Below are 26,408 nucleotides of genomic sequence, written 5' to 3' on the forward strand. Positions count from 1 at the left end.
TGTAACGTTCACCGATGGTCTCCGGTTCGGGAGGGAATTAATTTTTTATGGTTTCCGAAAAATACCGAAATCCCCAAAGGATTTCGCTGATGAAGTTGACCGGCTGGTACGTTTTTTTTATCGTTTGAGGTACAAATGGTTCCAGAGACACCCGAATATTCCGGAAGCGATCCTTCTCTACGGTTATGGAAAAATGGGCGGTAAGCCGCAGCAAATCCCGGGGAAAAAAAAGCCGCTGATGCACCTTGATTGCAGGACCGGGCAGTCCAAACTTTTTTTTACCAGCAGCCTGACTTTCCACTGCCAATTCGAAGGACTCGGGACCGATCGTTACCACCGATTGGCCGGTAAAACGGGGGTTGAACGAATGAGTGAGTCGGATTTTATTTTTTACGAGGGTGTAGCATACCTCCCGTCCAACTTCTTTTTTTAAGAACAATTGATTTTGGGTGGCGAAAAAGTGCCAGAGATTATCAATTCTCTTGAGCTCCATAACAGCGTTATTTTGGGTGTGAGTTGCCGAAGCGTTGGGTAGTATAGCTACGGCACCTTCCAATTTAGGATTTATTTTTGTTTTTTCAATAGACGTCCCTACCGTGTCTTTATCGGGTGAATCGGCATTTACAGGAAAGATCTTTATTTGGAGGAGGTTATTTTTTCATAGTCCTTGAAAGTTTGAATAAAGGCTTTGCGTGCTTTCGGGTCGTCAAATACGGGGATCCAGCCTTTTTCCGTTTTGGCTTCGATGGAGGCCATATCCGCCAGTAGCCATTGGTAGAGCTTTTTAGCAGCTTTCAGGTGGGTCTGCCGATCTCCTGAGTGGATCCGTAGCGAATCCGCGATGGTTTCCAGGCCTTGGTGTGCCCGTAGCAATACGGGAGCGTTGGTTGCCAGCTTTCCTTTTGGCAGAACGAAGGGGACCACTGTCCTGTTGTTTTTTTGGACGATCAGATCCAGTTGAATACCCGATTTTGTGCTGTCCGGATCAAAATCCTCGTGGGTATAGCGTTCGATCATTGCCTCTGGCAAATGAGCCGTACGGTAGTCTATTTTGCGAATGTTTTTAAAGTAGATCAGCCCTGCGTCGGAGGCGGTAAATTCAGCTTCTTCCCCGGAATTGTCGGCCCTGTACTCGTTGAAAAACGAAAGCAGCAAAACCAGCCCGATGGAGATTGAGCCAAAGATCTTCAGGAGGCGGTACATTTCCCGGGTCATTTGGTCGGTATTGGCTGCGCTTTTTTTCATGATTTGCTATTGGTAACCGTATTTTGCCGAAGATGGTTTAGCTGAAAAACGAATAAGTCTTCCAGGGTTTAGGAGCCAAATTCCTTATTAATTGACTATCTTTGCCCTCTTAAACGAAATCGACGGCTGTTTATGAGTAACGAAGTACGCGTAAGATTTGCTCCTTCTCCTACAGGAGCATTGCATATAGGTGGCGTAAGAACCGCCTTGTACAATTACCTTTTTGCCCGGAAACACGGCGGCAAGTTCTTGTTACGGATAGAAGATACCGATCAAAACCGATACGTTCCCGGAGCCGAGGATTACATAAAGGATTCTCTGGACTGGATCGGGATCAATCCCGACGAGAGCCCCTGGAATCCGGGGGATTGTGGACCCTACCGGCAATCGGAACGTAAGTCCATGTACCGGGAGTACGCGGAGTACTTGCTTGAAAAGGGACATGCCTATTACGCGTTTGACACTTCCGAAGAGTTGGAAGCCATGCGGCAGCGGCTGACAGCTGCGCGTGTGGTTTCGCCCCAATACAATTCGATTACCCGAACGCAGATGAAAAATTCACTGACGCTGCCGGCCGATGAGGTGAAATCCCGGTTGGAGTCCGGTGAGCCCTATGTCATCCGTATCAAAATACCCCGAAAAGAGGAAGTCAGATTAAACGACATGGTACGGGGCTGGGTCATGGTGCATTCCAATTCCCTGGATGACAAGGTACTCATGAAGTCGGACGGAATGCCTACCTATCACCTGGCCAATATCGTAGACGATCACTTAATGGGCATCACGCACGTTATCCGGGGCGAAGAATGGCTGCCATCGGCACCCTTGCACGTGTTGCTTTACAGGTACCTGGGATGGGAAGACAGCATGCCCGAATTTGCCCATTTGCCCCTGCTATTGAAACCGGACGGCAACGGCAAACTTTCCAAAAGGGATGCCGAAAAACACGGCTTTCCCATCTTCCCGCTTAGCTGGAAGGACCCCAATTCCGGAGAATGGGTGGCAGGGTTTAAGGAAGCTGGCTACCTACCGGATGCATTTCTGAATTTTCTGGCATTTTTGGGTTGGAACCCAGGGGATCAACGGGAACTGTTCTCCGTGGAAGCGTTGGTAGACGCCTTTTCTATCGATCGTATCGGCAAGTCAGGCACCAAATTTGATATCAATAAAGCCAAATGGTATAACGAGCAGTACCTGCGAAAAAAATCCGATAAGGAACTTGCGGCGTATTTGTTGGAAGACCTACAAAAAGAGAACCTTTCCGTATCGGCGGAGAAAGCGGAAAAAATCGCTGCCGTAATGAAGGAACGAGCTACGTTTCCCAGCGATTTGTGGAGCGAAGGACGATTTATGCTGCTCGCACCGGAAGAATTCGACGGGCAGGTAGTCGCCAAAAAATGGAATCAGGAGGCAATCACCGTGCTATCCGCCTACAGCAAAAACCTGCAGGAAGCAGAAGCGCCACTTACAGCGGAATCGGCCAAGGCACTCCTTGAATCTTCGGCCGAAGCCGAAGGCATCAAATTAGGCAAAGTGATGCAAGCGGTGCGCCTTGCCGTCACTGGTGTAGGCGCAGGGCCGGACTTGATGCAAATTTTTGAGATATTAGGTAAAGAGGAGTTGATCAAAAGAATCGAATTTGCGTTGAATAAGATAGACGCGGCTTAATCTTTGTCGCGTCCAAGAAATGATATCGGAGTAAACGATAAAAAGCCATGGCTAAAAAAAGCAAAAAGAAGGAGACACCGAAGGTAAACGAAGAGCTGGAAGGCTTCACCATGAACATCAATTCGTTTGGTGAAATTTCCAGTTCCTTTTCGATCGATAAAATCAACGAGTTTCTCAATAAAAATGTCGACGATAAAAAGTTGAGAGACCGGGAGGATTCCAAAAAGGATCCCAGCAAAGGAGATCACTAACGAAGGAGTTTCAACCAATTTTCCTATGAAAATCCTCTGGCCGGTACTGTTCCTTTTTATTCTACTCTCCGGCAGTCTCCTGGCCCAAACCAGTGTGGGTTTCCGGGCGGGATACACCGAATCCAGCGCTAGCTACAGGGTCACGTTGGGCAGTTTTCCCAGGACCGTTACCGGGGTAGCTGCACCAACCTATTCGCTGGTCATCGAGCAGTTTTTTGAGAAGAACGCCGGCGCACAAGTAGAATTTCAACTCCTGACGACGGGCTACGCCGCCACCGATACCATCAATACGGGAAACGAAACGCAATTTGATTACCTAAAGATCCCGATTCTTTCCAACTTTTACCTGGGCAATTCCGGAAGGTTTCACATCAAACTTGGCCCCCATATCGGCTACCTGCTGGATGCCAGGGATGTTAGCCGAGTGGTGGAGGGGGAGTTGGTTATCCCGACCTACGGGCAGCCCGATGATCGACCCCGGAAAGTTATGTATGGCCTGACGGCCGGTGTGGGCCTCTCAAAATTGTTTGGAAAGCATACCCTGCAGGGTGAAGTACGCTACTCGTATGAATTTGGCCGGCCCGAATCGCAGGAACGGATTTTTGACATCAATTTTACCCAATTGGAATTCTCCCTGGCTTATCTTTTCCGGGTACTTGAATAGGGCCATCGTATTGGTCTGCCAAAAAAACGTCTCCCGAGTAAATACACTAGCATACGTAATAAGGTCAGAACAGCGGTCTATTTGCGCTACCACCATTTCCCGGATAGGAGAGGTTTCAGCGATGGGTTTCCCAAGCTAGCAGAAACAAAAAACGCCATGCCCAGTTTTGGGCATGGCGTTTCTTTTTCAAAATTATCGCGGATTAGTCCTCCGCGTAGATATCCCAGTTTACTTCCGACTGTGGATGCGGAAACTGACGAAATACGGTTCCCTGATCAAATGAGGTGTTGATCTCGTCCAATCGGTCGTACCGTCGTGCATCGATCCATCGGTGACCCCAGGGTTCCGCCCAGAGCGAATACCGTCGTTGATAGAGGATCTCGTCAATAAGGCTTTCCAGGTCGGTTGCTCCGGTATAGTCGCCAATTTCAGCGGCGTTGCGGATTACATTGATGGCCTCAACGGCAAGATCGGTCTGACCCAGCTGTGCATGCGCTTCGGCTTTCAACAAAATCAGCTCTTCATTCCGGATAAAAGGAATGGGCGTGGTGTTGGTTGGCCAGCGGTTGTCTTGATGGGTTCCCACCAGTGGTGTGGCATCTGTGGTAACGATGACCGGCTCCTCCCGTTCGAAAAACTTGGCCGCTACCCGTGCGTCACCCGGTGTAGCGTCTGCCAATACCGAAGGATGGACCACAACAATGGTATTGATGGCAGCATCCCGGACATAAAACAGCGGATTAAACAAATCGGGAGCACCGGTATAAGGATGTGCCGGTCCGGCTTGCAAATCCCCGTCCATATCCATGAAGGAGTTATCCAGTGCATCAAGCACTCCCTGCCAGTCTTCCAGGTAAATATCGGTCCTGGCCAGGATCGCGTTGTTTATTTCGCGGATACGATCCAGCGAAGTAAAGTCGGCAAAGCCAGAAGTAAGGGTGAGTGGAAAATCACCCGATCCCGCAGATGCCAACAACTGGTCTGCCTCTAGCAGTAGGGACTGCGCGTGACGTATCGCATCCTCGTAAGGAACGTAGGGGCCTGGATTGAGCGGGTCTTCCACATCGATCCGGATTCCATTTTCGTACACAAAATTTGCGGGAATCATAAATTGGTAGCCCTGGATCATTCGGGCAAATCCCACGATAGCAGCCTGCTCTTCTGTGCTCAACACGGTCGTGTTCAACGTGGCCGAAACCAGGGTTTCCGCCTGCCGGATGGCCTGATAGGGGTTTGCCCAAGAGCCTCCACCCGTGGTACCGAAGCCAAAGTAGATTCGGTCCGGCACGCGACCGGCCTGCCCGAGCCAGTCGGTTTGGAAGCGGGGATCGGATCCGTTTAGGTACCAAATTTCCCGGCCGAAGGTATTCCAGGCCCGAGAAACGTTTTCCACATAGCCCCGGTGTCGGGATTCCAACCCGGTCACCAAAAACTGAATCTGGGACCGGCTGGCGTTTTCACTCACACTCCCCACGGAGGGGTTGTTGGGATCATCGATTTGATCCAGTTCCAAAGGGTTGCAGCTGAAAAGGAGTAATCCGGCCACAACGCTCAATCCTATATATTTTTGAATGGTATGCATTGTTTTCATCAGTTTAGGATTAAAAATCAAGATTTACGTGAAAGAAAATCCTTCTTGGCGTTGGATAGGGAGCGATGTCTACGTTATTGGCCACCGACTGTGCACCAAAGGTGGAGGTCTCCGGATCGTATCCCTGGTAATCCGTAAATAGGAAAGCATTGTTCACAGACATTCCGAAACGTACCCCTTCCAGCGCATTTCCAAACGTATTCGTCAACGCAGCCTTTGGTAGGGTGTAGTACAAGCCGATTTCCCTTACTTTGACGAAAGAAGCATCCTGTACCCATCGGCCGGCGTTATTATACGGCTCTGGCGGACGTTGCCTTCCGTTGGGGATTCCGTCTCCGTTATCATCCCCAAACCATCCATTGGTCGTTCCTCCGGCATCTGAGAGGAAGGAGGTAAGGTTGATGTTTTCGCCCCCTTGTCTCCATTCCACCAGGAAGGACAACTCCAGGTTGTTGTAAATCCGTAGGACATTGTATGCGGAGGCATTGAACTTAGGCTGGGCATTTCCCCAAACCGTAAATCCACTTGGGTGATTCGGATCGGCTGGTGTACCGACGATGGTAGTCGGGGCAAAGCCTTCCGCGTAGTAGAATGTGCCCAGAGCGGGGCCAAAACCGCCCAAGGTATACTGAGGGATGCCCAGACGGGTCATGTTTACCCGGTTTTGCCAATACATGATTCGGGAAAACCAGTTGAAATTCCCGCGATCCACTACCGTACCTGATAGGCTCAATTCCAAACCCTTGTTTTGTAATTCCGCCTCGTTACTCGGAGTGGTATTTACTCCGGTAGACGGCGCCAGGTTGAGGTTCTGAATGTTATTTTGCGTGTTCTTGATGTAATAGGTGGCCTCCAGCGAGAATCGGTTGTTTAGCAAGCCAAGATCCACACCGAATTCCAATTCAGTGGCTGTTTCGGGCCGGATCTCGGTGTTTCCGATTTGCGTGCCTACTACAGAACCCAACAGCCCGCCAATATTGGCCCCTTGAAGCCGGGTAAACGTGTTTCCAAATTCCACTGGTCCTGCAGTCTCTCCATAGGCAATTCTAGGTTTCAATTGAGTAAGTACGGAGGAATTCCAGAAATCGAAATTGGCTACGTTAAATGCTACCGAGGCGCGCGGAAAGGCATAGTACTGGTTGGGATCGCCGTTTAGGGTAGATTTGTCCCAACGCACCCCGACGGTACCGATGATCTTGTCTTCAAAATTAGCCTCTTGCTGGACAAATACACCCGCTTCCTGTACCTCGCTATTGAATTGATCTACGATCTCTTGGATCGAAGCTTGCCGCAAGTTGGTTTGTCCGGGTACCAGGCCTCTGCCTCGGTTAAATAGGGAACTGTTGGTAAAATCCAAACGAACCATGCCCGCCTGGGAGTTCATGTTGACTTTACCCCAGTTGAAATTGTAAACCAAGGCCGCCTGGAAGTTGGTGTTGAAGCTTTCCTGCTTTCCCCAGAAGGCATCGCCAGGGTTTGCCTGACCTCGCTGAAACTGCAAAAACTCGGGCAGGTAAACCAAGGTGGAGTTTTGGTAAAAATCAAACCCTCCGGCCACGTTGGCCCGCAAGAAGCTATTGCTGGTTCGTAGTAGGTCCACATCCAGGTTGAAAGCCTGCACAAATCGCTGCACATCGGAGTCGTTGACGGCATTATCAGTTACCGCTATTGGGTTTTCGCCGAAATACGGGTTGACCGGGTAGTTTCCATTTTCATCGGGTCGCAGGTCGAAATAGTTCGGTACATACGCAATGTTGTAGCCAATACTTGCTCCTGTGTTGTTTTGGTTACCGGTGAAGCCCCGCTGTGTATTCGATTTGATGTAATTGGAAGACACCCCCAATTTAATGTTATCCGTGATATTGTGGTCCAGGTTGGCTCGCAAAGAAAAGCGATCGAAACCGGTATTTTTTACGGTTCCGTCCTCTGAATTGATGTTTCCGGACACGAAAAACTTCGTCTTCTCGTCACCACCAGATACGGTAAGGCGGGTATTGCTCAAGACGGCGGTATTGTTGTAAAAATAGTCTTCGTAATCGATGGTGCCGGTCGATTCCCTGAACCGTTGAAGTTCGGTAGGTCGCCGGTTTTCCGGGAAAAAGGTGTTGATTTTTTCTTCACTCCAACCATCCACGCCGAGCAAACGCAAAGGTTGCGCAAAGCCAATGTCCTGAGCCAGCGATACCTTTGTCCTACCCTCGGATCCTCTTTTGGTGGTGATGATGATTACACCGGCGTTAGCCCGGGTTCCGTAGATGGCTGCCGCGGAAGGACCTTTCAGCACTTCAATGGATTCGATATCCGCAGGATTCAGGTCGGCAAGTCGGTTGGCGCCGTCGTCCTGATTGGAACCCCCTGCACCGGTCACCGTCGCACGTCCGGTACGTTGAAAGGAGTTATTGATGTACACCCCGTCCAGAATGATCAGTGGCTGTGAAGCGCCGATCAAGCTGGAAATTCCCCGCAACTGAATGGAAAGGCCCCCTCCTGGGGCACCGCCGTTGGAGCGGATATTGGCACCTGCTACTTTACCATATAACGCACCATCTGTGGTTTGGATCGTCGTTGTTCCCGTTAGTTCTCTGGAGGAGACGGAGGACACGGCGTTGGCGAGGTTGGAACGCTTGACCGTGGAAGCAAGGCCCGTCACAACTACCTCTTCCAGGTTGGTTGCGTCTTCTTTTAGGGATACTTCTAGCGAGGTATTGTTTCCTGGACTTACGTCAACATTCTGACTGAGATAGCCGAGCGAAGAAATGATCAGCGTGGCCGGTGAATTGTCATCAAAGTTCAGGTTAAACCTGCCATCCAGGTCGGTGACGGTGCCTTTTGTGGTATTTTGGACCAGGATACTGGCCCCAATCATGGGGTCTCCCGTCCGCTCATCGGTGACTACGCCCGACACGCTGTACTGTGCATGTGTCCAGCCCATACTGAGTAGGGATAGGAACATGACCAATGAAAATCGGTAAATGTTACGCATAGAATTAAGTTTAGATTAAGGTTAATACGTTTTAGGCAATCCGGGTTTTTTCTTTTACAAGTAATAATTAGTTAGTTGTTCTTGGAATTTCGACAAAACTATTCATTTTGTTTTGAATTATTGTGGTAGGAGGCCCAACATGTTTTAGCTAACTAAAGCCAAAAGAATATGAAATTGTTTCCATCGGTGGTGAAAATTACTGTAGATTCGGTTTGGCCTATTCAGTTAAAGGTGAAAGAACGTTCAAAATAATGGCGGAGTTTCGTTTTTTTCTGAAAAAAATGGCAGGCAAAGGAAAAAAAGAAAGCGGATCTTTACGAAAGGCTGCTGCGGATGAATTTTATCGTTCGTTGCAGCCCTTCCCACTTGCTGCGTTTCAACGCCGACTTTTTAAAAATCCGGTCGAAGGTTTCTTTGGTCATTTCCTCCCAGTCAAGGGATTTCAGCTCCGGATGGGGTAAAAATTCCGATTCCTGATGAGGTTTGGAGAAACGATTCCAGGGACATACATCCTGGCAGATATCACAGCCAAAGGCCCAGTTTTCCATCTTTCCCTTAAATTCGGATGGGATTTCTTCTTTTAGCTCGATCGTCAGGTAAGAAATGCATTTGGAGGCATCCAGCAGGTTGGGCTGAAGAATCGCATCCGTAGGACAGGCATCAATGCATCGGGTACAGGTCCCGCAATAATCTTTGGTAACGGGCGTGTCGTAGTGCAGAGGTAAATCAATGATCAATTCTGCCAAAAAAAAGAAACTCCCCTTTTGTTGATTCAGTAGTAAACTGTTTTTGCCCGTCCAGCCCAAACCGGCCTTTTGGGCCCATTGTCGTTCCATTACCGGTGCGCTGTCTACAAATACCCGGCCGTTGATTTCCCCGATTTCTTCGCGTAGGAGGGAAAGGAGATCCTTCAATTTGTCTTTGATGACAAAATGGTAATCCTTTCCGTAGGCGTATTTGGCGATTTTTAAGTCCTCCCTGCCTTCCGGGAGGCGGTTTGGAGGATAATAATTGTACATTAGGCTGATCACCGACTGGGCATCGTCCACAAGCTTGCGGGGATCCAGGCGTTTGTCAAAATGGTTGGCCATGTAGGCCATTTTTCCGTGGTAATTATTGTTTAGCCAGGATTCTAGCTTTGGTGCTTCTGCCTCGAGAAATTCCGCCTTTGCGATGCCGCAAAAATCAAATCCCAATTTCCGGGCAGCATCTTTGATTAGCTGGCTGTTCTTTTCCCTGTTTTGCATGGCGTCAACATCTCAAGAGGAGGCTATACATCAAAAAGGCTTCCGGACTGCCCACCAAAATCCGGTTTTAGCTTCAAATGTTGGTAGGCCAGTTCGGTGGCGGTTCTTCCCCGGCTGGTTCGTTTGAGGTACCCTTCCTGAATCAGAAAGGGCTCGTATACCTCCTCAATGGTTTCTGCTTCCTCTCCGCAGGCAGTAGCAATGGTGGAGAGGCCTACCGGGCCTCCGCTGAATTTCTTTATGATGGTGGTCAGGATGCGGTTATCCATTTCGTCCAGACCATTTTCATCCACGTCCAACGCGTTGAGGGCAATTTTTGCGATCTCCATGCTGATCCTTCCGTCTCCTTTTATTTCTGCAAAGTCCCGCGTTCTACGTAGCAAGGTATTGGCAATACGTGGGGTGCCCCGGCTCCTTCGCGCGATTTCGAAGGCTGCCTCCTCATCGAGAGGCGTGCCCAAAATGGACGCTGACCGTTTGACGATGGTGCAGAGAAGCGCTGCGTCGTAGTACTCCAGTCGGGCGTTGATCCCAAATCGGGCTCTCAATGGAGAAGTAAGCAGCCCGGACCGGGTGGTCGCTCCCACCAGCGTAAAGGGATTCAGGCTGATCTGCACCGATCGGGCGTTGGGACCCGAATCCAGCATGATGTCAATTCGGAAATCCTCCATCGCCGAATACAGGTATTCTTCCACGATGGGATTGAGCCGATGAATTTCATCAATGAAAAGGACATCTCCATCTTCGAGATTGGTCAACAGGCCGGCCAGGTCCGAGGGTTTGTCCAGTACGGGTCCGGAGGTGATCTTCAGGCTGGATTCCAGTTCATTGGCAATGATGTGGCTTAAGGTGGTTTTTCCCAAGCCAGGAGGGCCATGAAGCAAGACGTGATCCAGAGACTCTCCTCGTTTCTTTGCGGCCAAAACAAAGATTTTGATATTTTCCACGGTTTTGTGCTGACCGGTAAAGTCTTCGAAACTCAAGGGCCGCAGGGCTTTTTCAATCTCTTTGTCCCCGGGGCTGAGGCTGTTTTGGTCACCACGCAGATAGTCTTCTCTCATAGTCGCTCGCTAATAGGTACAAATATAAATAAAATGATGCGTTTTTTAGCTGCCGGCTGCGGATACCTCCCGCCCCGACCGGGGGATATTGGGGAAATAGTAGGCGCAATTGGAAAATAAGAATTAACTTTCGGAAAAATAAAACAGGCATCGTTTTATGCGAAAATCAGCCAAAAAAAATATCATTTACAGCATTTTGTTGTTGTTGGTGGTATTTATGGTGTATCTGTACCGGCAAAATAAGAACACCCCAGCTACTCATGCGCCGGATGATCCCAAAATTGTCCTTACCGGACCTACCATGGGCACCAGCTACCGAATCGTTTACTTAGATCCGGGGAGGAGGGACTTTCAGGAAGAAATCGATTCGCTACTCCTGGATATCAACCGGTCCTTGTCTACCTATATGCCGGATTCTGAGATCAGCAGGTTTAATCAAACCGATTCGATCGTGTTTGATTCGCCGTATTTGTATCCGGTACTGAAAGCAAGCGGTGAGGTGTATCGGGCAACCTCCGGAGCATTTGATCCCACTGTGGGGCCACTCGTAAATGCGTGGGGATTTGGTCCGGAAGGGGCATCACTAAAAGACAGTGTGGCCATACGGCAGCTGTTGGAGCAGGTCGGCTTTGAGCAGCTGTATTTTGATGAATCGGTTCTGAAGAAGACAAATTCAGATACGTACCTCGACTTGAGTGCAATCGCCAAAGGCTACGGAGTGGATCTGGTGGGCACCTTTTTAGAAGGTAGGGGCATTCAACATTTTTTGGTGGAGATCGGTGGAGAACTGGTGGCCCGTGGACGAAACGAAAAGGGAGAACTCTGGAAAGTGGGTGTCACGCGACCCAGCGAAGACGGCCTGGCCAACGATTTGTATTCGATCATCGCTTTGGATAACAGGGGCATGGCCACGTCTGGAAACTACCGTAATTTTTACGTGAAGGATTCTGTAAAATATTCGCACACCATCAGCCCGTTTACAGGCTATCCGGTAGAGCACCGCCTGTTGAGTGCCACCGTGGTGGCCGCAGATTGCATGACTGCCGATGCATTCGCTACAGCCTTTATGGTGCTGGGAGTCGAAAAATCCCTTGAAATACAAGCCGCTACAGAAGGCCTGGAGATCTTTCTTATCTTTACGGATGAGCGGGGGCAGATGCAATTCCACGTCAGCGAGGGCCTGGCCCCCCTGCTTACCACGGTGGATGAAAAGGAAGTCAACTAACCCAAAATAGGATCATGCTACCATTTCTTTTACTTTTTTTGGCCGCCTTTGGTGCGGGTTTGCTAGCCCTGCTGGTTCCCGGTTGGAAGGAAAAGAGCTTTAAATTGGGATTGATTTTTGCGGGGGCCTATCTTTTCGCCATCACCATTTTGCACATATTGCCGGAGCTTTTTGCGGATCAGGGTTCTGCCTACTATATGGGCTTGTATATCCTGTTGGGGTTCTTATTGCAGCAGGTATTGGATTTTATGTCATCCGGTATCGAACACGGACACATTCACGATCACGGCATGCATGGCAGGGGAAACAGCGTATGGACCCTGATGATTGGGCTGTTTTTACACGCCTTTCTCGAAGGCACCCTGCTTTCCAAACAACCCATGCTGGCCGGACATCAGCACGGTAGTGAGACGCTATTAATAGGGATTATTTTGCACAAGATGCCGGAGGCATTTGCATTGGTGGCCGTGTTGATGACTCGTATGAAAAAACCTGGAATTTTATTGTTACTGGCCCTGTTTTCGCTGGCATCTCCCTTGGGTATGGTTTCTACCGATTTGCTTTTTGACCAACAACTTATTGGCAGGGGTACCCTCAACATCTTATTCGGACTGGTGGCGGGTGGCTTCTTGCACATCTCCACCATAATCTTTTTTGAAAGCTCTCCCCAGCACCGGTTTCAATTGCACAAACTTCTGATTATTTTAGTTGCCTCCGGGCTGGCTATTTTGACCGAGTTTATCATTTGAAGAGGCCTATTCGCGAACGCGGAATATCCGGTAGGAACGGTATTCCTGCCCAAACTGGTCGCGCGTAAACACCTCGAGGCGATAGGTCCCGATGGCAAGATTGGCAGGCAGCAGCGCAGACCAGGTATGTCCAGACACCTGGGGAGGGTCCATCTTCCAGCCCAGGCCTTCGTCCAGCCGGGTGCCGTCTGGTAAGGTCTGTTCCAGATACGCATCCAGACTGTGCATCCAGGTATTCAGTGGGTCCTCCCGCGGATCAAACGTCATGGGTATCCAGGAACCTGCAGTACCAATGCGCATGCTTACACTGGATTTTTCCGATCCCGCAAATACGTTTGCGATCACCAAGGTGTTTTTGAGCTGCCTTGCAGGAATATCGCCCGGCAAATGAATGTTCATCTGGTAGGAAGAAGGCCTGCGGGCCGCCTTGAACCGGATTCGGTAGTCGGTGCCATCAAAGGTTACCAGGCTGTAGCCATTGGGCGCTCCGTCATTCATTGTCGCATGAGGGATGCCGGTTTCGTCTTTTAATCCGACCCACCAGCTACCACTTACCGTCGCGTTGATAAAATGATGGTGCGGGCTGTCTCCTTGCCAACCATGCTCCGGGCCGAGGAAGACGTGCCGCATGGTATGGGTGTGGCCGGCGAAGGAAAGTGTATGTGGCCGTTCCTCCAAAAGCCGAAACAGTTCCTCACGGCCTTCTGTACGTACGATTGGCGCATGTTGTAAAATCACCACCCGCTTTTCCAGGGGGACCTTTTCCAGGTAGTTTTTCACGAACCGCAGTTGGCTTTCGGTATACCGCGAGGTATAGCGTCCGTTTTCGGAATAGTGGATATCCCGCAACACGAGGAAGACCACTTTTCCGTACTCAAAGGCATAGGTGCTGGGACCAAAGAACCGATTAAAGGTTTCGTCCCGGAATTCGTCCTCCGATACATCCCGGTTGTGGTCATGATTACCAAACACGTAGTACCAGGGAATGCCGATGGTGGCCGTACTTTCGCTGATTTCTTTAAAAAGAGCGGGATCGTCTGCCACAATATCGCCAAGGGTAATGCCAAAAGCTGCATCGGTACCCATACATTCTTCAAGTACATCGTGACTGACATAGTTTACCTCCTTCATTCCCCTCGCCTGTGGGTCGGCAAATAGCAGTACCTCAAATCGCTCTGGCTCTTCCTGCCAATATAAGGGAAAATTGATGCGGCCTGGCAAGGGTCCGGTCGGCGCAAGACCCGGTATCTCGGTGTCGGGCGAGCCCTGGGGCTGGTGCCAATAGTAGTAGTAGGGAAGTTGATTTTCCGTAAGGGGCGATTGGTAGCCACTTGGTTTGATGACAAATAGTGGCTGACCGGCCCGGACCGGCAACTGCCAGCTGCCATCGGATCTACTTGCCACTACCTCCTCTCCATTGGAGACCAGCACAGAAGGAATCCCCGGTTCTTCCGCATCGAATCGACCGTTTTTATTTTGGTCCAGGTATATCCGACCATGGGCCGTTTCCTGAGCCTCCGTATCGTTCGGAAAAAACCAGGAATTTAGCCCGATCAATAGCAAGCAGGTGGTATAGGATTTCATCTTGAAAAAGGTTAGGAACATTCGTCTGCACGTATAACGGAGTGAAGGGCTGTACTTACTACCTTCTGCGGCGAATTTGCAAAAAAAAATGCCGGAGCCTTATGTTCCCATAAGACCCCGGACAAACCCTACATTAAAAAAATAACCAACGATCACTACGGATTTCCAACTTCCTCTGTCTCTCCTATCCGTATCCCATCTCTTTAACACCCGAAACTTACCATATGAAAAGAATAAATCCGAATAAAAAATGAAATAATTATTTGAAAAAATGTACAAAATGTTTTAAATATTTTGAAATACATAAAATTGCGTATGGGAAATGGTAATAGGGATATTTATGTCTTTTGTCTAGAAAAAAATCACGTTTGTGGCAATTCTTACGGATTATTGTCGGCAAATACCTAAAAAAAATCTAGTAAATACCGGTAAAAAGCCTATTTGTATATTGGCCGCCTGCGGGATACCTGTGGACATGGAAACGCTTGAATGTGAATGAGGTAGCAGGGTTTAGAGCAGCGTTCGGTTCGTGTGAAGGGCCGCGGCGCATCGCAGTGGTTTATACAGGTAGGGGTCGACGGGGTAGTAGAAAGGTTGCCGTGGCGACAAAAAAAAATGCCGGAGCCTTATGCTTCCATAAGACCCCGGGCAAACCCTACATTAAAAAATAACCAACTAACAATTTCCTTTAATCCCTTTTGGCTTCCCAGGCCTTTTTTCATTTCTTTAACATCCGAAACTTAGCATAGAAATCGGAATAATCCGAATTTTGAATAAAATAAATTACTGAAAAAATGCACAAAATATTTTATTTATTTTGAAATACATTAAATAAGGTGTTTATAATTTTGATACTGATAAATATGTCCTTTATGTAAAGGAAAAACCCGTTTACCAATCGCAACCGATTGCTTATCAGCTAAATGCATAAAAATTGTGCAAATTTTCTTGAAAAAAGGTAATTTTTTTCTCATACCCCCTCTTCTCCCGGTCTCACAAACAGTGGCTGCCGCCCGGCTCCGGGGGCCGCTAGCTCAGCGGCTTTGCTACTCATTTTTGCGGTCGATTGCCTATCGACAGCCGCTGAGCTAGCGACAATGGGTAAACTGTTTTTCCTGGCCCGGCTCTTATTTCCTTTTAGCACCGAATAGGACGTTTTTTGCACGAAAGCATAGCCGCATCGTCTGCACAAGGGCGTTTTTTCAACCCACCGTTATCCGTGCGGTTCCAGGGGTGTTTGCGAAGCATTTTGCTGGATTAGCTGACCGTTCGTACTTGCTACCTGAGCGAGCCTTTTTCGGTTCGGGTAGGAGGGGGTGCATAGAGGAATGTAGGTAAGGAAAGGGCGGTATGCCTGGGCTTTTGGATTCCATGCCGAGACACCTTGCTCCCGGATGATGCAGCAGTCAGGGGATGAAGTAAAATCTACCTGGCCAGAAAGTCCATGGCGATTCGGTTAAAATCTTCCGGCTTTTCTACGTTCACCACGTGCCCGCAGGCGGGGACGACTACCAATTTGGCAGAACGGTGATTTTCAACCAGTTTGGTAATGGAGGGCAAAAACATGTAGTCTTCTTCCCCCATGACATACAATGTTGGAATGGGCGTTTCTTTGATTCGGAAGAAAGCCAAAAGGGGATTTACTTTGGCGGCCAGCGAGAACCAGCGGATAAATTCTTTTTGGTATAATTTTTTTGCTTCCTGCACAAAGAGGTACCTGGAAGCCTTGTGGTTTTTTCTGGGCATGATGATAAAAGCAAACAGCTTGTAAAGCAGCAGGTAAGGAATTACCGACTTTAACAAGATACCCAAACGCATCAGTACTTGACCCCGGACGTTTAGCTTCATGATCGCTCCGGCGAGAATCATGCTGCTGACCCGGTCCGGATGCCTTTCCGTGATTTCCCGAATGACGATGGTCCCCAGGGAAATTCCCACAAAATGAGATTTCCTAATGTTCAAATGGTCCAGCACCTCGATTACCTCGTCACCGATGATATCGAAAGAATAGTGCTTTATTTTTTCGTAAACCTGACTTTTTGATTTCCCATGCCCCCGTAAATCCACCAACAATACATTGAAGGATTTTTTAAAATCCCGAATCTGGCGAAACCAGATGGCACTGCTGCCCCCCGCCCCGTGGACAAAAGTAACCCAGGGGGCCTCGGCGTTCCGTGTATACGTGGTGTAGTGAAGCATCAGACTTTTAAACAGCGAAGTGGGCAGTAAGGTTTAGCACCGGCGAAAAATACGTAAAATTCTGTTAACATAGACCGAATCAATCCCTTTTTACCAATTCCCAATGGGTAGCCGGATCTTTCCGAACGATCTGGAAGCCCAGAACGTGAAAGATTTCATTATTTAGAAACCGGGCGATTCTAGGATTAACCACGTAGCGGTTTGCTTGGGGGGCTTTTCTGGAAATGCCTGGCAGAAGCGGGAGTATTTCCGGTAAAAACGTTTTTCTAAGGACCTCGGATAGCCAGAGCCAAAATCGGGAAACCGGCCGCACGATAAAAAATCCTTCCTGACCCATCTGCTGGTACAGGGGAAGGAAAACCATGCCCTTGTAGGGACTAATGACTGGCTTCCCGTCACTGCTAGCCAACACGAGCCCTTTTTGGATGGGGTTGAAATTGAAAAAGCCAGGTTTCATCTCAAACTGTTGTTTGGGCCGAAGCGGATAGCGGCAAAGGATTTCGTAAAAGCCCGGACGGATGTCTTGATTGTTTTTCAAATGGTCCTCCTCTGAGGCTATATCCGTGGCGGGCAAGTGGATAATTCCCAGGTAATTCATGCACAGTTTGACAAAAGCCTGATGCCTTCGGATACTTCCCGGATCCTCATGCCTTCCCGCTTCGAAGCCTAACGCTGGCAATCCCAGATCGTTAATGTGGCTCATCAGTGGGCCTTCCAGGTATTCTTCTATGCCCAGTATGAGGGGCACGGGGAACTGTTTTGCCACGGCACGATTGACCAGCGTGTCATTAAAGGGAAGGAAGGCGCAACTTTCTGAGGAGGTGGTGTGCAGATCTGCAAACAAGATTCTGCCCCGCCCGTACCGGGCAATGATGGTCGTGATGAGCCGGTCCAAAGCGGCTAATTCCTCCAATTCGGGGTAGCTGAAGCGGTCCTGTTCGGAATTTTTCATGCGTACCAAATGTAGGTTATCAGCCGTCCAGATTCGGTTCAGATCCTTTTCGATATACCTTAGCTTGCGTTTGAGTGCCTGGTTGTTTCCTTTGAGAACCAATACATTGCCCTGAAGCGTGAAGTTGCCGCCCGGCGGGCTTCCAAATAGGGATTCCATGGCCATCACCGAAGCCGGCTCGTTGCCGTGGATTCCGGCAATAATCACCAGGGTTGGAAGTTGGGGGTCCCCATGGTGGGCAAACAGAATACGGGGATTGTCTGTGGTGAGAAGCGGATCAGACATTATTCTTCGCATACAACTTGTCCCAGATTCCTTGTGCATCCGTATCCGTGACCAGGCCTATCAACTGATCCCCGTCTACTACCGGCAGGCAGCTGATTTTTTTATTTACCATCAGCAGCATGGCATATTTGATGTCGGTTTCTGGCCCCACCGTGACCAGATCGGATACCATGATGTTTTTGGCAATTTCAAGCTCGTTTTCGGTTTCTCCGAGTTTTTCCAGGGTGGATCGGGTAATCAATCCCGTTAGTTTTCCAGCTTTGTTTTCTACGGGGATGTGGTGGATGTTTTTCCAAAGCATGATTTTCTTCACCAACGCGACCAGGTCGTCTTCCTGTACGGTGATCAAATCGGTGGTCATGATGTTTCCAATCCAATCGTATTGGATGGGTATGGATTTGAGCTCCGAGTAGCTGGCAGCTTTCCATTCGCTGATGGGCAATTCGGATTTTCTTCGTGTTTGTATTGCTTCGGTTAGGGTCACCATTGCCTCGTCTCTGCTCATGTGCTTTTTTATCGCCCGGTAGCTTTTAATCATCCAGCTGCTGCCGGTTTGGCCGGTTTTGACCCGCTTGCGGATAATTCCCAGGTATCCGTTCGCCTCTTCGCTGGAAATACCCACGGACAGCAATCCTTTTTCTGCCATGGGAATTAATTCATCCAACAGCAGTTTTTGTGCCGGAACCATGCGGTTTTCCCAGGCCATGTTGCTGTAGATACCGGAGGTTGCCGCCCGGTAAAAATTTCCCTTTGTATCCTCAAACGACCTTCGGTGCCAGGATTTTTGGTACGATTCGGGCATGGCTTTCATCAAGCCTACCCAAAGTACAAAGTTTGCCATTTCATCGATAACAGTAGGTCCGGATGGCAGGTACCGGTTTTCGATTCGCAGGTGGGGAATTCCACCTCCCGTACCGAAACAGGGCCTGTTCCAGCGCCAGATGGTACCGTTGTGTAATTTTAAGGCCTGTAGATCGGGGATTTTTCCTTTTTGCAAGTCTTGCAAGGAGTCGGCTGTGGACTTGTGGGTGAGGATTAAGGGAAATCGAGCGATGTTTTCTTTATAAATCTCGGTGGTATCCCGGGCCCAATGGTTGCCAAAGGATACCCGCTGTTCTTTTTCCTTCAGGTGGTAGCCCTTGCTACGAATATCAATGCTTTGCTGAAAAAGCGGAATACGGGTTTCGGACCATAGCTCCCGGCCAAATAGCAAGGGGGAGTTGGTGCAGACCGCGAGAACGGGGCCCGAAATCAGCTGGGCCCAATTGTATTGGTCCACAAACTCCTCGGCGGTTACCTGCAGGTGGCACTGAAAGCTCGTATTGCAGGCCTCAAATAGAATATTGGTATGGGCTAAAATCAACTCGTCCACCCCGGAAATATTTAGTTCGAAATCCTGTCCCCTTAGCTGTTTGATGATCTCGTCCAGGGCTTGGTACCGGGGATTCGGGGTCATGTAGTCCATTTGTCCCGAGCGCAGATCAATGGAGGGCAAAATGCCCGTTAGTACGACCTCGTCACCAAAGGTGGCGGCCACTTGCTCGGCTTTTCGCAGGTATTTCCGGAGCTGCTTTTCCATCAGGGGAAAGGCTCCCGCCTTTAATTCCAGGGGATCCAGGTTTAGCTCCAGGTTGTACATGGCCAGCTCGGAAGTAAAATGGGCATCGGCCAGTTTGCTCAAAATCAAGGGGCCATTTTTGGAAGGCTTGTTATGCCGGTTGATGAGCGCAAACTCCTGCTCCGCACCGATACGTTGCACGTCTTTTTCGATGAGCCCCTCTTGGATCATTTGATCCAACGCTTCGATATCCCGGATCAGGTTTTTGAGAAACTTTTTCCTCTCGGGTAATTTGATTGCTTTAGTTACACGATGTTCTCCCATGCTTCCAACAATTTACAAAGGGAAAAACGAAATTGAAAACCCGAAGCAAAGAAACCAATGCCTTTTTCCCGATACAGGTAGGGAAGAGCTAACGGATGGCCTTCGCCAGGCTTTGGGCCATTATTTTCGCGCCAGCCTTGTTTGGGTGTACCCCGTCCGGAAAATGCCTGCCGTGCGGTTCGAGGGGAAGGTGCAGGTCAATCACCACCGCCCCCGTTCTTTTGGCTGCTTCCCGAATAAGCGGGGTCATTTCCTCGACAATTACCTTTTCTGTAATGCCCCAGTTATCTTCAAACACCGGCACTGGAAGGCAGAGGAAAATCTTCCCCTGTTCGGGCATGTGGCGTTTGATTGCCGAAATCATTTCCACATAATCCTCGAGAAAGGAGTCTTTGTAGGCCCAATTCTGCGGCTTTGAATCATTGGTTCCCAACAGCAGAATCAGGATATCGGGTGCATATGCTTGTACCTGCTCAAACTGGGGTTCGTTCCAGTACGGGAAATCTCCTTTCTTTAGAAGCGTACGGGCACTTACGCCGAAGTTTTTTACCTGATAGGCCTTCCCGAGTATCTTTTGTAGCTGAAGGGGATAACTATCCGGATGGTTTCTTCCGGGCCCTTCCGTGATGCTGTTTCCGACGCAGGCGATTTTAACCGCAGGCTGCTGGGCACTGCCTTCCTGGCTCCAAAGCAACAAGAGCGCGCAAATAATTTTTTTCATTACGACGAAGATCAAACAAATGGGGAATTACATACTATTTCCGTGAAAACGGGACTTCTATTTATTAATTTGCACCGAATCGCATACTCGTGGGCTTATTGAACCAAAAAATCAGGAAATTCTTCGAAAAATTTAACGTACTCTCGCTGGATGTGGTGTCTGGAGCCTGTGCGGGTATGTATTTTTTTTCCGACATGATGCGCATTTCGCTTTTCTGGTATTACTACCTGCTGCTGGGAATGGCGGTTTGGGCCATTTATACCTTCGACCACCTGTTGGACGCCCGCAAGGTCTACCGCCATGCGCTTACCAAAAGACGCCGCTTTCATCAGCAGCATTTCGGTCGCCTGGCAGGCGCACTGGGCGCCGTGGGGATCGCGGGGCTGCTGCTCGCTTTTCGCTACCTGCGATCTTCCCCACTACTGGAAGCCGGTTTGCTCGTATTCGCATTGATTATCCTCATCATGCTGACCTTGCACTGGGGTGGTGAAAAAACAGCCGTTGCCAAGGAATTCGCAATCGCTGGGTTTTATGTGCTCGGGATTGTACTGGCTCCCGCTTTGCGCCATGACTTTGACTTTGCCCCCAATCCCTGGCTCTTCTATTTGCTGGCCTATTTTCTCCTAGCCTGGTATAATTTGGTGTATTTGTCCTACCTGGACGGGGCACTGGATCGGGCAGAAGGACATCATTCCATCGCGACGGTTCTGGGTAAAAATAAAACGCGAAAGCTACTTTGGGTAATGGGTCTGCTAGGCCTGGGCTACACAGTTTTTTTGTTTTCCTACCTGTCCTCCTACTACCACCGCTTTACTCTGGTATGGGCGCTCATGCTACTCATTCATGTAATCAGCTTCGTGGAAAGGCCGGAGAATATCGCGGTCGTCCGCAGGCGTCTTGAAGCAAGCTTTTCCCTTCCCCTACTTTTATTGCTGGTATGATTGGTTTGCGTAAAAGGATAGCGACGGACCCCTATTGCCTGATCGCTCCAGTCTATGAGTTTTTCTCACACCTGGTGTTTGGAAGGGATTTTCAGCGAAGCAAAACCGCTTTTTTGGATCGAATTCAACCGGGCAATACGGTATTGGTGCTGGGTGGGGGTACCGGGTCCATTCTTCCCCAATTGGTCAACCGGTGCGGAACCAGTGGTCGCATTCTTTACATGGAGACCTCCAGGGAAATGCTTCGCCGTAGCCGGCAGCAATTGGAACCATCTGCCACAGCGCAGGTAGAATGGATCCATTCCTCACAGGTAAGCGATTTGCCGGCGTTGAAGGTGGACGCGATCATCTCCCACTACCTACTGGACGTGTTGTCCGACAGAGATATCGATCGCCTATTTCGGGAAATACAGCCCCGGATTCATTCGGAAACCCGCTGGATTTTCGCTGATTTTTTTCCAAAAGCGGACCGAGAATGGTTGCTTTTCGCCATGATTTACCTGTTTCGGTTGCTCACCCGGCACCCCCGGAAGGACCTTCCGGAGTACCACTCCTATTTTCAAAAGTGGGGATGGAAACAGGTGGATAGCGCGACTTTTCAAGGAGGCTTTTTTCAGGCGATTTGCTACAAGCCCGCCCCCAAATCGATCAATTTACCGATTACCTCGTTAAAATAGGCCCCGTTGTAGGGACCATAAAAATTCATGTCTCGTACCTCGTAGTAGCTTTCCTTATAGTATTCGTCCGGCGTGATGTAGCCGATGTATCCCCCGTTAAATGTGGTGATCATCAGGTTCATTCCTAAGGCCGCCGCTTTCTTTTCCCAGGATTCATAAAACACCCCTGATACCTCTCCAGAGGAGGAAATAAAGAGGGTATTGCCGATCTTTACCAGATCAAAATGGGCCGGGTAGTCGCCAATGGCCCAATCGAATAGCCAGGGACGGATCCGCCAGTCGTTGCTGATGCGGTAATGGGGCTCGCGCAGGTACAGGGGAAGCTTTGCTGCGATCAGTGTTGTTTCGGTTTGTTCGCCGCTGCTCCCTTCCGGAGTTTCCGTCACGATGGTACCCAGCTCTGCGGCATACTTCCTCACATTTTCGATATCGTTTCCCGGGATTGTGGGACGGTGGCTGCCGACGGCTCCGGCTGCGAACAGCACCAACTCCTGCTTGGCCTCGAGGCCTTTCGAAAAATAGAAGGGATAATCGCCCGAGAGCCCCATAAACCGGCTACTCAAACAGGTGGCATGCGCGCTAAAGGTGACCAGGCTGGCGCGCTTTCCTGCGGTGTTTTCCAGACTAAATTGACGGATAAAGGGGTCTACCGGATCTCCGGCAACCAGTCGGTTGCTAACAAAATTTCCGGCATTGCTTTTTTTATAGCTCAGCCGGACGGTATCCATACGCGTAATTGCCCCCCGCAGGGCCTGCACCGTGCCGGCAGCAATGCGATCCACCAGCGGCTGATTCCACCCCCCCAGGGCCAGGCTCCCTACCGGTCCGGGAATGGTTCCACCCATACCGCTATGGGTATGGGTAGCCGTGAAATATACCCGATCCACCGGGATTTCCTGCGCTTCGATTTCTTTTTTCAGGGCCGTTGCCAGTTTGGGATGAACAAGGAGCAGTTCGTAATTTAAAAAAGCAAGGGTAAAATCACCATTGCCTACTACCATTGCCTTGACGAAACTGCTGTCCTGTACAAATTCATAGTTGCCTCTGGGGCGGTAGGCGACTAACGGGACGGGTTCTTCGGGTGTCATGTTGGCGCTTGCCCAACCACCCAGCAAAAATCCCTGGTCAGCGCCCTGTACGGAAAGGCTGTCCAGGGCTGCCATGGTTTTTTTGTAGTAGCTTTTTTCGCGATACGGGGTCCAGTCTACGGTGGTCAGGGTTGCTAAAACCACGAGAAGTAGAAACCCTGCCAGGTAAAGCAAATAAGCAAGCCATCGGTTTATCGGAAGTCGGAACAGCGGCATGGGCTAGCCTTCGTAGGTAAATGTTCCGTGTTGCCCGCTTACAGTCACCTTTTTACCCGGGTGATCGGTGACGCGCCCGATAATTTGGGCCGCTACTCCAAACTCCGAGGCCAGTTGAATCACCTCTTCCGCTCGTTTTTCATCCAGATACACCTCCATCCGGTGTCCCATGTTAAAAACCTTGTACATTTCTTTCCAATCCGTTCCGCTTTCCTGTTGAATGAAAGTAAACAGGGGAGGGGTATCAAACAGGTTGTCTTTGATGACGTGTAGGTTTTCGATGAAATGCAGGACCTTGGTCTGCGCCCCGCCGCTGCAATGAACCAGGCCGTGGATTTCAGAACGGAAGGACTTCAAGAGGGAGGCGATGATCGGCGCATAGGTACGGGTCGGGGAAAGGACTAGTTTGCCCATGTCAAGGGGAGTACCAGGAGCTGGGTCCGTCAGGCCAAAACTGCCCGAATAAACCAATTCTTTAGGCAGGAGGGGGTCAAAACTCTCGGGAAAGGACTCGGAGAGGCGGTGGTGAAAAACGTCGTGTCGGGCGGAGGTCAGCCCATTGCTACCCATGCCGCCATTGTAGGCAGTCTCGTACCGGGCTTGTCCAAATGAGGCCAATCCGACGATCAGGTCGCCGGCGGCAATGCGGTCGTTGGAAATGACATCTTCCCGTTTCATCCGGCAGGTGACCGTGCTGTCTACAATAATCGTGCGCACGAGGTCGCCCACATCGGCGGTCTCCCCTCCGGTAAGCAGGGCGTAAACCCCGTGGTCCCGCAGCAATTGGAGGACCTCTTCGGTGCCGTTGATGATAGCGGATATGACTTCTCCGGGAATCAGGTTTTTATTTCGGCCGATGGTGGAGGAGACCAGAATATTATCGACCGCACCCACACAAAGCAGGTCGTCGATGTTCATGATAATGGCGTCCTGTGCGATACCTTTCCAGACAGAGAGATCACCGGTGGCTTTCCAATACAGATAGGCCAGGGAGGATTTGGTACCGGCGCCGTCGGCATGCATGATATTGCAATAGGCGGGGTCATTTCCCAGGATATCGGGTACGATTTTACAAAAAGCCCTGGGGTAGAGTCCCTTATCCAATTTGGAGATGGCTTCGTGTACGTCTTCCTTGGAGGCCGATACCCCGCGTTGCATATACCTTTCGTTCATAACCTTGGCTTTGAAAAAAACAAACAGGCGGCAAATATACGGATTTTACTCGGTGATTTCTATTACCTTAAACTCGGTGCGCCGGTTGACCTGGTGTTCTTCTTCCGTTTGGGCATTTTCGATTAGCAGTTGCTGTTCTCCATAGCCGCGGGCTTCCAGGCGGGAAGCATCGATTCCTTGCGAAACGATGTATTCGACTGCGGATTCCGCCCTTCGCTGCGACAGGTCTTGGTTGTAGGCATCGCTAGCTCGGGCATCGGTGTGGCTGCTAAGTTCGATACGGATACCGGGGTTGTCCTTGAGAATCTTGACCAGTTTGTCCAACTCCTGAGCCGCATCGGGTCGAATTTCGGCTTTGTCCAGGTCATAATAGATGTTTTCCAGTACGATCGCCCGCTCCAATACCAATTGCTCCAATACGATCGTGGTATCCAGGGTCACATTGGTTACGTCCTGGATCAGTTCCTCGGGAGCCGGTGTTTTTCCGATGGTACTATACGGCACACTTTGGGAAAAATATCCGGTTTTCGAAGCGATCATGGTATAGGTCTTCTCCGGCTCTAAAGGAAAGCGTAATCTCCCGCTTTGGCTGGAAAAATTGCCGTCGATGGTTTGGTTGTTGGCGTCGTAGAGAACCACCCGGGTCTGCGGAAGTACCTGTTCCTGTCCGTTTTCCAACCGTTCTTTGGTGACCACGTTCAGCAATACATTGACAACCTTAGGCGGAGGGGTCATGTCTTTGAAATAATAAATATCGTCGTCCCCTTTGCCTCCGGGTCGGTTGGAGGTAAGGTAGCCCTCCTTCGGATAATCGGTAAAGAATATTCCGAAATCATCACCAATGGAGTTGATATTGGCGCCGAGGTTCTTTACACGGATCCCGCCGTTTTCTTTTTGGGCCAGGAAGAGGTCCAACTTACCGTATCCGGGATGTCCGTCGGAAGAAAAGTAAAAATCCCCATTTGGTAGTGGTCTGGGGAACAGTTCGTTTCCGGGTGTATTGATAGGCGCTCCCACGTTTACCACATTGCCGAAATCACCATTGGCAAGCCGGGTGGAGCGGTACAGGTCAATCCCACCGAGGCCACCGGGCCGATTGGAAGCAAAGTACAGCGTATCCCCATCTGCACTAAAGGCTGGCGTAGAATTCCAATATTCCGGTTCGCCGTTTACGGGCATGAAGATCGGTTCGGTAAATCCTCCACCACGGAAATACGAGGCAAAAAGGCTCACCTCTGGAAGGTCGTTTTTGGCGTTGGCATTTCCACGGGCGTAGATAATGGTATTTCCGTCGGGGCTGATGGCAATGGCTCCCTGGTTCAAGCCAGTTTCGTTTTGAAACTCCGGAAGGGTCTGCACGTTTTGTACGTCCACGTTGATGCCTTCCGCCCGGGCCCGGAACAGGCGGGTGTAGCCTTGTCCGGTAGCCGGATACAACCCTCCTGCCCCCCTGGAACTCGTAAAGTACAGGTAATTTTCACTCAGGACCGGCGCATAGTCGATGCCGGTGGTATTCAACAACTCGTAATTTTCCAGTTCGTGGTTTGGCCAAATGGGTTCGACTTCGGAAAGCGCTTCGATATTTTGTATTTCCTTTTCTGCCAGGGCGATTTTTTGGTCGTCCATGGTCAGGGTTTGGGCGGTTTCGAAAGCTACTTTTGCCGAATCGTATTCACCTTTTCCTTTCAGGCTTTTGCCTTTGTAGTAGGCGCTTTCAAACGTGGCGTCCGACTCGGAGACCTTTTCGTAATAGCTTGCGGCATTTTCAATGCGATTGGAAAGGCGAAAGCTTTCGGCAATGAACAAGTTGGCCTCGCTGTTATCCGGGTCTTTCTCCAGCAATCTGGAGTAAGAACTAATCGCCATCTGGTACTCTCCAGAGCTAAATTGGTTCTGCGCTTTCTGTTGGAGACTGGTACAGGAAGCCTGAAGCAAGAGCACAAGGAGGGGGAGCCAAAGGGCAGCGAAACGGATGGAATGCGTTGCTTTTTTCATACGAAATAGAT

At 49.8% G+C, this 26,408-nt stretch carries 21 protein-coding genes; 7 read left to right on the forward strand and 14 right to left on the reverse strand.

What is annotated here, in order from left to right:
* Positions 1–37: 37 nt before the first annotated feature.
* Together GCU44_RS09880 and GCU44_RS09885 are read right to left on the reverse strand one after the other, a co-directional pair.
* Positions 38–493 (reverse strand): hypothetical protein, encoded by a 456-nt coding sequence (locus GCU44_RS09880; RefSeq protein WP_143057601.1) that lies wholly within the window; start codon positions 491–493, stop codon positions 38–40.
* A gap of 143 nt (positions 494–636) precedes the next feature.
* Positions 637–1,245 (reverse strand): hypothetical protein, encoded by a 609-nt coding sequence (locus tag GCU44_RS09885; RefSeq protein WP_154856249.1) that lies wholly within the window; start codon positions 1,243–1,245, stop codon positions 637–639.
* A 132-nt stretch (positions 1,246–1,377) separates the two neighbouring features.
* Here GCU44_RS09885 and gltX point away from each other — a divergent pair, with 132 nt between their 5' ends.
* Genes gltX through GCU44_RS09900 form a run of 3 tightly spaced genes read left to right on the forward strand, consistent with a single transcriptional unit; the run spans position 1,378 to position 3,828 of the window.
* On the forward strand, positions 1,378–2,913 hold the full coding sequence (gltX, locus tag GCU44_RS09890; RefSeq protein ID WP_092173182.1) for a glutamate--tRNA ligase: 1,536 nt from the start codon (positions 1,378–1,380) through the stop codon (positions 2,911–2,913).
* A gap of 47 nt (positions 2,914–2,960) precedes the next feature.
* On the forward strand, positions 2,961–3,164 hold the full coding sequence (locus GCU44_RS09895; RefSeq protein ID WP_092173185.1) for a hypothetical protein: 204 nt from the start codon (positions 2,961–2,963) through the stop codon (positions 3,162–3,164).
* 25 nt (positions 3,165–3,189) lie between these two features.
* Positions 3,190–3,828 carry an outer membrane beta-barrel protein gene (locus GCU44_RS09900; RefSeq protein WP_092173188.1) on the forward strand — a complete coding sequence of 213 codons (639 nt, stop codon included), beginning with the start codon at positions 3,190–3,192 and terminating at the stop codon, positions 3,826–3,828.
* Between the two features lie 202 nt (positions 3,829–4,030).
* Here GCU44_RS09900 and GCU44_RS09905 read toward each other — a convergent pair whose 3' ends face one another.
* The 4 genes from GCU44_RS09905 to ruvB form a co-directional block, all read right to left on the reverse strand.
* Positions 4,031–5,410 (reverse strand): RagB/SusD family nutrient uptake outer membrane protein, encoded by a 1,380-nt coding sequence (locus tag GCU44_RS09905; protein WP_092173191.1) that lies wholly within the window; start codon positions 5,408–5,410, stop codon positions 4,031–4,033.
* Positions 5,411–5,429: 19 nt separating this feature from the next.
* The gene (locus tag GCU44_RS09910) at positions 5,430–8,402 is read right to left on the reverse strand and encodes a SusC/RagA family TonB-linked outer membrane protein (protein WP_154856250.1); all 2,973 of its coding nucleotides are present in this window, start codon (positions 8,400–8,402) and stop codon (positions 5,430–5,432) included.
* 314 nt (positions 8,403–8,716) lie between these two features.
* A complete protein-coding gene (gene queG / locus GCU44_RS09915; protein WP_154856251.1) occupies positions 8,717–9,649 on the reverse strand; it encodes a tRNA epoxyqueuosine(34) reductase QueG in 933 nt (310 codons plus the stop codon).
* Positions 9,650–9,672: 23 nt separating this feature from the next.
* Entirely contained in the window at positions 9,673–10,710 is a 1,038-nt protein-coding gene (gene ruvB, locus GCU44_RS09920) for a Holliday junction branch migration DNA helicase RuvB (RefSeq protein WP_154856252.1), read from the reverse strand.
* A gap of 157 nt (positions 10,711–10,867) precedes the next feature.
* Between ruvB and GCU44_RS09925 the strand changes: the two genes are divergently transcribed.
* Together GCU44_RS09925 and GCU44_RS09930 are read left to right on the forward strand one after the other, a co-directional pair.
* Positions 10,868–11,935 (forward strand): FAD:protein FMN transferase, encoded by a 1,068-nt coding sequence (locus tag GCU44_RS09925; RefSeq protein WP_154856253.1) that lies wholly within the window; start codon positions 10,868–10,870, stop codon positions 11,933–11,935.
* Positions 11,936–11,949: 14 nt separating this feature from the next.
* Positions 11,950–12,684: a ZIP family metal transporter gene (locus GCU44_RS09930; protein ID WP_154856254.1), complete on the forward strand. Its 735-nt coding sequence runs from the start codon at positions 11,950–11,952 to the stop codon at positions 12,682–12,684.
* Between the two features lie 6 nt (positions 12,685–12,690).
* Here GCU44_RS09930 and GCU44_RS09935 read toward each other — a convergent pair whose 3' ends face one another.
* The 5 genes from GCU44_RS09935 to GCU44_RS09955 form a co-directional block, all read right to left on the reverse strand.
* Entirely contained in the window at positions 12,691–14,268 is a 1,578-nt protein-coding gene (locus GCU44_RS09935; protein ID WP_154856255.1) for a calcineurin-like phosphoesterase family protein, read from the reverse strand.
* Positions 14,269–15,693: 1,425 nt separating this feature from the next.
* Positions 15,694–16,467: an alpha/beta fold hydrolase gene (locus GCU44_RS09940; RefSeq protein ID WP_154856256.1), complete on the reverse strand. Its 774-nt coding sequence runs from the start codon at positions 16,465–16,467 to the stop codon at positions 15,694–15,696.
* 79 nt (positions 16,468–16,546) lie between these two features.
* Positions 16,547–17,704, reverse strand: coding sequence for a M14 family metallopeptidase (locus tag GCU44_RS09945; RefSeq protein ID WP_206670821.1), 1,158 nt, complete (start codon positions 17,702–17,704; stop codon positions 16,547–16,549).
* Positions 17,697–19,586: a CBS domain-containing protein gene (locus tag GCU44_RS09950; protein ID WP_154856258.1), complete on the reverse strand. Its 1,890-nt coding sequence runs from the start codon at positions 19,584–19,586 to the stop codon at positions 17,697–17,699. The genes GCU44_RS09945 and GCU44_RS09950 overlap by 8 nt, the downstream gene beginning before the upstream one ends.
* An 88-nt stretch (positions 19,587–19,674) precedes the next feature.
* Positions 19,675–20,307 carry a GDSL-type esterase/lipase family protein gene (locus GCU44_RS09955; protein ID WP_154856259.1) on the reverse strand — a complete coding sequence of 211 codons (633 nt, stop codon included), beginning with the start codon at positions 20,305–20,307 and terminating at the stop codon, positions 19,675–19,677.
* Between the two features lie 98 nt (positions 20,308–20,405).
* Between GCU44_RS09955 and GCU44_RS09960 the strand changes: the two genes are divergently transcribed.
* Positions 20,406–21,248 (forward strand): hypothetical protein, encoded by an 843-nt coding sequence (locus tag GCU44_RS09960; RefSeq protein ID WP_154856260.1) that lies wholly within the window; start codon positions 20,406–20,408, stop codon positions 21,246–21,248.
* A gap of 5 nt (positions 21,249–21,253) precedes the next feature.
* Positions 21,254–21,925 carry a class I SAM-dependent methyltransferase gene (locus tag GCU44_RS09965; protein WP_161993919.1) on the forward strand — a complete coding sequence of 224 codons (672 nt, stop codon included), beginning with the start codon at positions 21,254–21,256 and terminating at the stop codon, positions 21,923–21,925.
* On the opposite strand, the gene GCU44_RS09970 is transcribed toward GCU44_RS09965, so the two are convergent.
* The 3 genes from GCU44_RS09970 to GCU44_RS09980 are packed head-to-tail and all read right to left on the reverse strand — an operon-like array spanning position 21,874 to position 26,397.
* Complete coding sequence (locus GCU44_RS09970) at positions 21,874–23,187, reverse strand: alkaline ceramidase (protein ID WP_241684898.1); 1,314 nt, start codon at positions 23,185–23,187, stop codon at positions 21,874–21,876. The genes GCU44_RS09965 and GCU44_RS09970 overlap by 52 nt on opposite strands.
* A gap of 45 nt (positions 23,188–23,232) precedes the next feature.
* Positions 23,233–24,402, reverse strand: a complete 1,170-nt coding sequence (locus GCU44_RS09975) for an AIR synthase related protein (protein WP_154856263.1) — start codon at positions 24,400–24,402, stop codon at positions 23,233–23,235.
* Between the two features lie 45 nt (positions 24,403–24,447).
* Positions 24,448–26,397: an OmpA family protein gene (locus tag GCU44_RS09980; protein ID WP_154856264.1), complete on the reverse strand. Its 1,950-nt coding sequence runs from the start codon at positions 26,395–26,397 to the stop codon at positions 24,448–24,450.
* Positions 26,398–26,408: the final 11 nt, after the last annotated feature.

This window comes from Cyclobacterium xiamenense (genome assembly GCF_009467825.1).
Classification (GTDB): domain Bacteria; phylum Bacteroidota; class Bacteroidia; order Cytophagales; family Cyclobacteriaceae; genus Cyclobacterium; species Cyclobacterium xiamenense.